Raw genomic sequence first — 7,823 nt, 5'->3', positions numbered from 1 at the left:
CCTATACAGAGCGGTACTTCAACGAGAAGTTCGAGGAATACGATCTGACCCGCAATATCGCCTACAGCTGCGATGATACCTATTCGCTGGTGTCGCTGGTCTCGGCAGGCCTTGGCATCGGCTTTGCGCCGGAATGGACCGAGGGGCTGCCGAACCGGGCCTTCGAGCTGAAGGCGGTCAGGGGCATCGACTTTAGGATCGGGCTTGGGGTTGCCTGGAATAAAGAGGATCCAACCGCCTCGCGCGACGACATCGTCGATATCGCAAGGTCGTTGGCGCGGCCGGGCAGGTAAGCCATCTTCGCCGCAGCTCCTCGGCGACGCGAGCGGCGTGATGCCGCTTCGCGGATCAGCCACGTCTGCCTCCATCAGAACCCCCCTGCGATTGCGGCCATCGCGTCCTGCCCCGGCTTTTGGTCCTGCCAGGCTCGCGCCTGGATGCAGTTGAACATCTTCTGGCACAGACACTTGCCGAAAATCTATCTGGGAACGAAGATGTGATCCTGCTGCAGACCGGGTTCGGTCGCTATTACAGCCGGCGTGAAGAACCTAAAAGCTTCCAGGGGCAGGTCCAATGGAATCCCGCAATACCAATGAAGTCGACACCGATCGCTCTCGAGTCTTCGCACTACTCGTATCTTGACCCACGGCCTCTTCAACAAATGCCATGACGGAATCGCCGATTGCCAGATAGGGCTGGGCGATCGAACTCAGAGCAGGCGATAGAAACTGGGCCATGCTGTCATCGTAGCCAATGACGGAGATGTCCGACGGCACCTTCAAGCCACGCTCGTACAAAACCTGAAGAATACCAGCAGCCAGGATATCTGATCCGGCGATGATTGCGGTGACGGCGCAACGGTGATCGTCCAGTAACATGGTTGCGAGCCGGCGGCCCGGGAGGATATCATTCGGAGATCGGGGAAAATATTCGCCGAGCACGACCGGGCAGTCTTGTTCGTCAAGTCCGTACAACGAGACCGCTTGTTGAAACGCTTCGGCTCGTCGTTGTTCGGCGTGGCCAGGACCGCCGTCCTTTAAGCCGGTCGCGCGCGCACCGATGAAGGCAACTCTTCTGTGGCCTTCATCGGCCAGGGTCTTAACCGCTGCACGCATCCCTGGGTCTGGATCAATTGCGACGAAATATGCCTGTTCGATATCGTGGCGCTCGACCTGAATGACCGGGATACCCGCCTGGATCAACGGCTGGATGTTCTTGTTTTCTAGTGCATGGCAAAGAATCGTCGCATCAACTCCATGCTCAAGGAACTGCTTTATCCCATTGACCTCCGCTTCAGGGGAGTAGCTGTGATTGACCGTCAGCATCGAGAAGCCGCGGTCGCTGGCAGCTGTGCGGATAGCGTGAGAAATGTGCGTGTAGAAAGGGTTTTCACGCGCCGAAGACAGCACCAGCCCAAGAGAATAGCTCCTTTGCATTCTTAATGAGCGAGCCTGCAGATTAGGGCGGTACCCTGTGCTCTCAACTGCTTCTAAAACGCGCTTACGGTTCTCGTCCGAGACATAACCTCTGTTGTGGATGACACGGGCCGCCGTTGTTGGCGAAACCTGGGCTTCTCTCGCCACGTCCGCCATTGTCGCCGTTTGGGAACGCATCTCATCTCCTTCGAAATCTTTGTAGTCTCACTTGCATTACTTATATCGATATGCAATGTGGTGACGTCACCACACGACGTTTTAATTGATTTTTGGCTGAGTAACCCCGATTTCGCCGCCTCGGAGGGCGGCGCGGGAAGATCAATGGGAGGAGATTCCGTGCGAAACTTTTTACGCATTCTACCGCTGGCCGCATTGCTTGCTGGAGCCGCTTCGAGCGCCCACGCTCAAGTCGAGCTAAACTTCTGGGACCAGGTTTGGGGACCGGGATCCTACTCACAGCGCGCCCAGCAGCTCGTCGACGACTTTAACAAAAGCCAGGATGACATCCACGTGACCTACCGGTCGGTGCCATGGGCGAACTGGTATGAAACTTACGTGACAGCGATCGCGTCGGGCTCCGCTCCTGACATTTCGACCGGCGCTGGATTTCAAGCAGTCCAGTTTTACAGCATGGACGCCATCTATCCGGTTGACGATCTCGTCAAGGAAATGGAAGCGAACGGCAGCGCAAAGGATTTTGCGCCAGGTACGCTGGAGGCAATGAAATACGACGGCCATTATGTGGCCTTGCCGTGGGCCATCGATCTTCGCGCGCTCTTCTACCGGAAAGACGTTCTCGAAGCGGCCGGGCAGAAGGTTCCAACCAATTGGGACGAATTTCTTGCGGTCAGCAAGGCGGTGACGAAAGACGGTATCTACGGCGTCGTTTCCTCAGGCGATGCGACAGGAATGCACTGGATATTGTCGGCGATGATCAACAACGGCGGGGGCCTGTTCGACGCAGACAGGAAGCCAAACCTCACGGGCGAAAAATCTCTTGCGGCGCTCAATTTTCTATCCAGCTTCGCGACCGAGAAAGTGCTTAACCCGGCGTCGGCCGGCTATACGAACGACGACGCGCTGGGAAGTTTCAACGGCGGAAAGGCCGCGTTTTACCTCTCGAGTCCGAGTACCGCAGACCAAGCAGGAAAAGAGAAGGACAAGGTCGGGGTCGTGCCGCCGCTCACATCCACTTCGGGAGAGAAGGGTACGATTGGCTGGATCAACAACATCATGGTCTACAAGCAGACCGAGCACCCGAAAGAAACCTTAAAATTCCTGCGTTGGTGGTCCGAAAACCAGAAGGTTCTTTGGACAGAGGGTAAGGCTGGAGGCATTCCGGCACGCGTCTCGTTCCAGCAAGATCCGTATTTCACTGAAAACGATCAAGTCAGCTTCGTGATCAAAAACTATCTGCCGATCGTCAAGCCGATGTCGGCTACCGCCGGTGGTACCTTTCCGCAGCTAAACGAGATCGACGGTGATGGTTTCATGATGAGCCTTGTTCAGAAGCTCTGGCAGGGTCAACCGGCGGGCGAGATCGTTACGCCTGCTCAGGAACATCTTCAAGAAATTATGGAACAGTAACCGATGACGGCCTCGCTCCTGAAGCGAACTGTCTGGCGCTCCAGCGCCAGACAGTTTCTGACCCCTGACCTGCGGATGACGTTGCTCTTGCTTCTCCCGTCCCTGATCCTGATGATCGTGGTTATTGGCTATCCGATGATCCAGGGATTTTGGTATAGCTTTACCAATGGCTCATTGCTCAAGGCCGGCAAGTTTGTCGGCCTGAGAAACTACGGCAAACTTCTGTCCGACCCGTCGTTCTGGCATGCGCTTCGCTTTTCACTCTACTTCGCCATTGCCAATATCATCGGTTGCTACAGCTTGGGACTTGGCCTGGCGCTCCTGTTGCAGAAGGATTTTCCAGGGCGAGGACTGTTTCGCGTTCTGCTGCTTTTGCCGTGGATCGTCCCGTCGCTCGTGGCAATCGTTTCGTGGCGGTGGATGATCAACGACGACAAGGCTCTCTTCAACCAGATCATCGTATTTTTCGGGGGAGACCCCGTGTACTTCCTGTCCAGCTCCAACTGGACCATCGCAATGGTCATTATCATCAAGATCTGGCGCTCGTTTCCATTCATGCTGCTATCGCTTCTGGCAGCGCTCCAGACAATCGACCGCACATTGTACGAAGCCGCAGATATTGACGGTGCAACGAAGTGGCAAAGCTTCCGGCATGTGACCGTGCCGGCGATAAGCGGCATCTCTGTCGTCCTTTGCCTTCTCATGACGGTCTGGACAGTCAACGACTTCGATACACCTTGGCTCCTTGCTCAAGGAGGACCCGCAAACGCCACCGAGAACCTGGTTGTCCTTGCGTACCGTTACACGTTTGCCCGCAACGACGTCGGCATGGGAGCGGCTGTTTCTTTCGTGACCCTCGCCATTTTGATGGTCATTTTTGCAGTCGTCCTGCGTCTGCAAAGGGAGAAGCGCTGATGACACGAACCAAAAGAAACTGGGCTCTGACAGCGACGATGACTTTGATCGCCATGGTCATCAATCTGCCCATTATTCTCATGGTGTTCAATTCGCTTCAACCTACCGAAGCAATTGTCGCAAGACTGACAATCATACCTCGCGATCCATCGCTGCAAAACTATCTGCTCCTCATGGAGGAGACACCATTTCTCAGCTATCTCAGGAACTCTGTCGTGACGGCGCTTGGTGCTACGGTATTTTCCCTGTTTTGCGCCGTCTTCGCGGGCTATGCACTCTCCCGATTCAAAAACCGCCTGCTGGATGTCTATTCTACCGGGTTGTTTGCAGTTCAGATGTTTCCGATCATCCTGGCTCTGATTCCACTGTTCCTGCTTTTCCGTCCCCTTGGGCTTATCGACACCCCTCTGTCTGTGATCATCGTATACGGAGTGATCAATCTGCCGTTCGTCACGTGGATGGCGCGAAGCTACTTTGACACCATCCCGCGGGAACTGGAGGAAGCAGCACTGATCGACGGCTGTGGTCACTTCGGCGCGTTTTTTCGGGTCGTGTTGCCACTTTCCGGGCCGGGGCTTGCTGCAGTTTCGATCTTTGCTTTCCTGCTCGCGTACAATGAGTTTTTTGTCGCGAACGTGTTCCTTCGCACTAAGGCCGCAATGACACTTCCTGTCGGCATACAGATGTTCCTGCAGCAATTCTCGACCGATTGGGGAAGCCTCACGGCCGCAGCATCCGTGACCATGCTTCCAACCCTCATCCTCTTTCTTTTCGTGCAGAAATTCATCACCCACGGCGCGATTGCCGGCGGCGTGAAGGGTTGATCGGAGTCATTATGTCAAAAATCATCAACGTCGGCATCATCGGGTGCGGCGAGGCCTCGCAGATCCTTCACATCCCGACGCTGCGCGAACTGTCCGACCGCTTTGCAATCACCGCTCTATGCGATCCCTCCCCAACTGTTCTCAAGGGCGTCGGCGCGGTCGTTCCGGGAGCGTCTCTCTACGATGACGGTTCGTCCCTGCTCGACGATCCTTCGGTTGACGCGGTACTTGTTGCCAACCCGAACACCTTCCACGCTCCGACGGCCATCGAAGCAATGCAGAAGGGTAAGCATGTCCTAATCGAAAAGCCGATGTGTATGACCTTGACAGAGGCCGACGCTCTTGCGGCCGCCGAGGCCGAAACCGGAATGACAGTTCAGATCGGCTACATGCGCCGTCACGCACCCGCCTTTGAGGATGCGGTCAAAATCGTCGCGGGTATAAGAGACCAGATCAACTTCGCGCGCGTCCACGCAATCATCGGACCCAATTCATCGTTCGTAGAGCCGACATCAAACGTGGTGCGAGGCGATGATATTCCCCAGTGGGTACTCGACAAAACCCGTGAAGACACCGACGCCAAACTTGTAGAGGCGATCGGAACCAGCGAACGTCCACGCGCACTGGTCTACAATCTCCTGCTGGGTCTTTCCTCACACGACGTTTCCACGATGCGAGAGCTTATCGGTATGCCCAAGCGCGTCCTCCATGCTGGCTTCCGTCGGGAAGGCATGTTTATCACCGCAGCGTTCGATTACGGAGATTTTATCTGCCATTTCGAAACAGGCATTGACGCAATCGCTCGTTTTAATGCGCATCTTGAAGTGTACGCGCAGGATAAGATCGTCCGCATCGACTATGACACACCCTACATCCGACACCAGCCTGCGCGTCTGACCGTCACCACGCCAAACACGGCATTCGGCGTCACATCGTGCAGTGGCCACCAGACACGAGGCGATGCCTTTGTCGTGGAATGGAAACGTTTTCACGACGCCATCACTCTGGGGCTTCCCGCGAAGACGACGATTGCCGATGCGCGGCAAGATCTCGAAATCTTTCAACAGATAATGCAGGAGGTGTGAGGGCGCTATGGCAAACGTTTCAATAGACCACGTCACAAAATCTTACGGCGCGCTTCACGTGATGCATGGCGTCTCGCTCGACATTGAAGATGGCGAATTCATCATTCTCGTTGGTCCCTCCGGCTGTGGCAAGTCAACACTGCTGCGCATGGTCGCTGGCTTGGAGGAAATCACTACTGGCACCGTCTCGATCGGCGATAAGGTCCTCAACGACGCGCGACCAAAAGACCGAAACATAGCGATGGTATTCCAGTCCTACGCTCTTTATCCCCATAAAACCGTCGCCCAGAATATGGGTTTTGCTCTCATGCTGGCCGGCAGGCCGCAAAAAGAGATTGACGACCGGGTCGGGGCAGCAGCGGAGATACTCGATCTCGTCCCGCTTCTGGAACGCCTGCCGAAGCAGCTGTCCGGCGGCCAGCGTCAGCGAGTAGCCATGGGACGGGCGATCGTGCGCGATCCCGAAGTATTTCTGTTCGACGAGCCGCTGTCCAATCTCGACGCAAAGTTGCGTGTGCAGATGCGTACGGAAATCAAGGCGCTTCACCAGCGCCTCAAGACGACGACAATCTACGTCACGCACGATCAGGTCGAAGCGATGACCATGGCCGATCGGATCGTAATTATGAACGGTGGAAAAATCGAGCAGGTTGGGAAACCTCTCGACCTCTACGACAATCCAAACAGTCTTTTTGTCGCCGGGTTCCTGGGCTCGCCGTCCATGAATTTTATCAACGGTCGTGTCGAAGGCGGCCTATTTCACACCGAACGTGGATTGACGTTTGCTTTGCCGCCGGGCTTGGCAAGCGCGGCCGACGGTCGGCCGCTTGTTGCAGGTATCAGACCGGAGCACATCGAACTTGCCAGTGAAGGAAAGCCCGCGATGGATGCCACAGTCATAGTCGACGAGCCGACTGGGGCTGAGACCCAGATAGCCTTGCGACTTCAAGGCGAAGAAATCCTCGCGACGTTCCGCGATAGGTTGGCGGTCAGGGCAGGAGACACTCTGCCGGTTCATCTTCCCCTCGACAGACTCTACCTTTTTGACAAGGCCTCCGGCCTTCGAATCTCATCAGGAGATAAGCGATGAAGACACTTGTTCAACTTTATTCCGCGCGCAACTTCACGCCGTGGGATAGAATCCTCGATCAGGTCAAGTCATCCGCATACGACGGAGTAGAAGGCTTTTTCGCTAACTACGAAGACCCGGCTGCGTTTCGGAGGCTGCTCGATGAGCGCGGTCTCATTATGCCTCAGGGACACTTCGGCCTCGACCTTCTCGAAAGCAACTTCGAAAAGGCGATTTCGATTGCTCGCACTCTTGGCATCGACACTGTGATCGCGCCATGGCTTGCCCCTGAAGACCGGCCTGCCGACCTTGCAGGATGGAAGATATTAGCGGCAAGGCTGGACTTACTCGACCACAAAGTTCGAGGCGAAGGATTCGACTTCGCTTGGCACAATCACGATTTTGAGTTTGTTGCGGTCGAAAATGGACTTATTCCAATGGACATTCTGCTCGACGCAGCGCCTGAGATGAATTGGGAAGCAGACCTCGGCTGGATCTTGAGAGCTGGCGGCGATCCGTTGGATTGGCTCAGGGCTCGGGCAGAACGCGTCGTCGCGGTCCATCTCAAGGACGTCCAGCCCAACCACGCCACTGCCCTCGAAGACGGCTGGGCCGATCTTGGACATGGCGTGAGTGACTGGCGTCCGATCTTCGAGGAGTTCGAAAAACTTCCGTACCTCAAGGCTCATGTGGCTGAGCATGATAATCCCGTCGATTTGGATCGTTTCCTGCGTCGCTGGTCGCAAAGTTTCAAGACCCTCGCTTCCCAGACATAGCGTTCTGACCCTGTGAGCGAGCTTACAAAGCCGCTGCGTAGGTTGTGGCTCAAATACCATCCAAAACAGGATCAACGACATGAAGACGATCAAGGGCCCCGGCCTTTTCCTTGGCCAGTTCGCGGGCGATA

Annotated in this window: 8 protein-coding genes; 7 read left to right on the top strand and 1 reads right to left on the bottom strand. The window is 55.7% G+C overall.

Features of this window, described 5'->3' with window-relative positions; all coding sequences use genetic code 11:
* Positions 1-293 (top strand): LysR substrate-binding domain-containing protein (locus C3Y91_RS36375; protein WP_246780255.1); only part of this gene is annotated, 293 nt, incomplete at its 5' end.
* A 255-nt stretch (positions 294-548) separates the two neighbouring features.
* Here the strand turns inward: C3Y91_RS36375 and C3Y91_RS36370 are convergent.
* Positions 549-1,613, bottom strand: a complete 1,065-nt coding sequence (locus tag C3Y91_RS36370) for a LacI family DNA-binding transcriptional regulator (RefSeq protein ID WP_130658078.1) — start codon at positions 1,611-1,613, stop codon at positions 549-551.
* A gap of 57 nt (positions 1,614-1,670) precedes the next feature.
* Between C3Y91_RS36370 and C3Y91_RS36365 the strand changes: the two genes are divergently transcribed.
* From C3Y91_RS36365 to C3Y91_RS36340, 6 genes are read left to right on the top strand one after another with little or no spacing between them, the layout of a single operon-like run.
* On the top strand, positions 1,671-3,023 hold the full coding sequence (locus C3Y91_RS36365; RefSeq protein ID WP_197726628.1) for an ABC transporter substrate-binding protein: 1,353 nt from the start codon (positions 1,671-1,673) through the stop codon (positions 3,021-3,023).
* 3 nt (positions 3,024-3,026) lie between these two features.
* Entirely contained in the window at positions 3,027-3,938 is a 912-nt protein-coding gene (locus tag C3Y91_RS36360) for a carbohydrate ABC transporter permease (RefSeq protein WP_244666087.1), read from the top strand.
* A complete protein-coding gene (locus tag C3Y91_RS36355; RefSeq protein WP_130658077.1) occupies positions 3,938-4,762 on the top strand; it encodes a carbohydrate ABC transporter permease in 825 nt (274 codons plus the stop codon). Before C3Y91_RS36360 ends, C3Y91_RS36355 begins: the two co-directional genes overlap by 1 nt.
* 11 nt (positions 4,763-4,773) lie before the next feature.
* Positions 4,774-5,847 (top strand): Gfo/Idh/MocA family protein, encoded by a 1,074-nt coding sequence (locus tag C3Y91_RS36350; protein ID WP_168576402.1) that lies wholly within the window; start codon positions 4,774-4,776, stop codon positions 5,845-5,847.
* Positions 5,848-5,854: 7 nt separating this feature from the next.
* Positions 5,855-6,937 (top strand): ABC transporter ATP-binding protein, encoded by a 1,083-nt coding sequence (locus C3Y91_RS36345; protein ID WP_168576401.1) that lies wholly within the window; start codon positions 5,855-5,857, stop codon positions 6,935-6,937.
* Complete coding sequence (locus C3Y91_RS36340; RefSeq protein WP_130658074.1) at positions 6,934-7,692, top strand: sugar phosphate isomerase/epimerase family protein; 759 nt, start codon at positions 6,934-6,936, stop codon at positions 7,690-7,692. The genes C3Y91_RS36345 and C3Y91_RS36340 overlap by 4 nt, the downstream gene beginning before the upstream one ends.
* Positions 7,693-7,823: the final 131 nt, after the last annotated feature.

It is taken from the genome of Rhizobium ruizarguesonis, assembly GCF_012349115.1.
In the GTDB taxonomy this organism is placed as follows: Bacteria; Pseudomonadota; Alphaproteobacteria; order Rhizobiales; family Rhizobiaceae; genus Rhizobium; species Rhizobium ruizarguesonis.
The sequence above is the reverse complement of the archived record's forward strand: the minus strand, read 5'-3'. Positions and strand labels throughout refer to the sequence as shown.

Coding starts and splice junctions, on each gene's coding strand:
- C3Y91_RS36370 (WP_130658078.1), bottom strand. CDS start 1,613: ATGCGTTCCCAAACGGCGACAATGGCGGACGTGGCGAGAGAAGCCCAG.
- C3Y91_RS36360 (WP_244666087.1), top strand. CDS start 3,027: ATGACGGCCTCGCTCCTGAAGCGAACTGTCTGGCGCTCCAGCGCCAGA.
- C3Y91_RS36355 (WP_130658077.1), top strand. CDS start 3,938: ATGACACGAACCAAAAGAAACTGGGCTCTGACAGCGACGATGACTTTG.
- C3Y91_RS36350 (WP_168576402.1), top strand. CDS start 4,774: ATGTCAAAAATCATCAACGTCGGCATCATCGGGTGCGGCGAGGCCTCG.
- C3Y91_RS36345 (WP_168576401.1), top strand. CDS start 5,855: ATGGCAAACGTTTCAATAGACCACGTCACAAAATCTTACGGCGCGCTT.
- C3Y91_RS36340 (WP_130658074.1), top strand. CDS start 6,934: ATGAAGACACTTGTTCAACTTTATTCCGCGCGCAACTTCACGCCGTGG.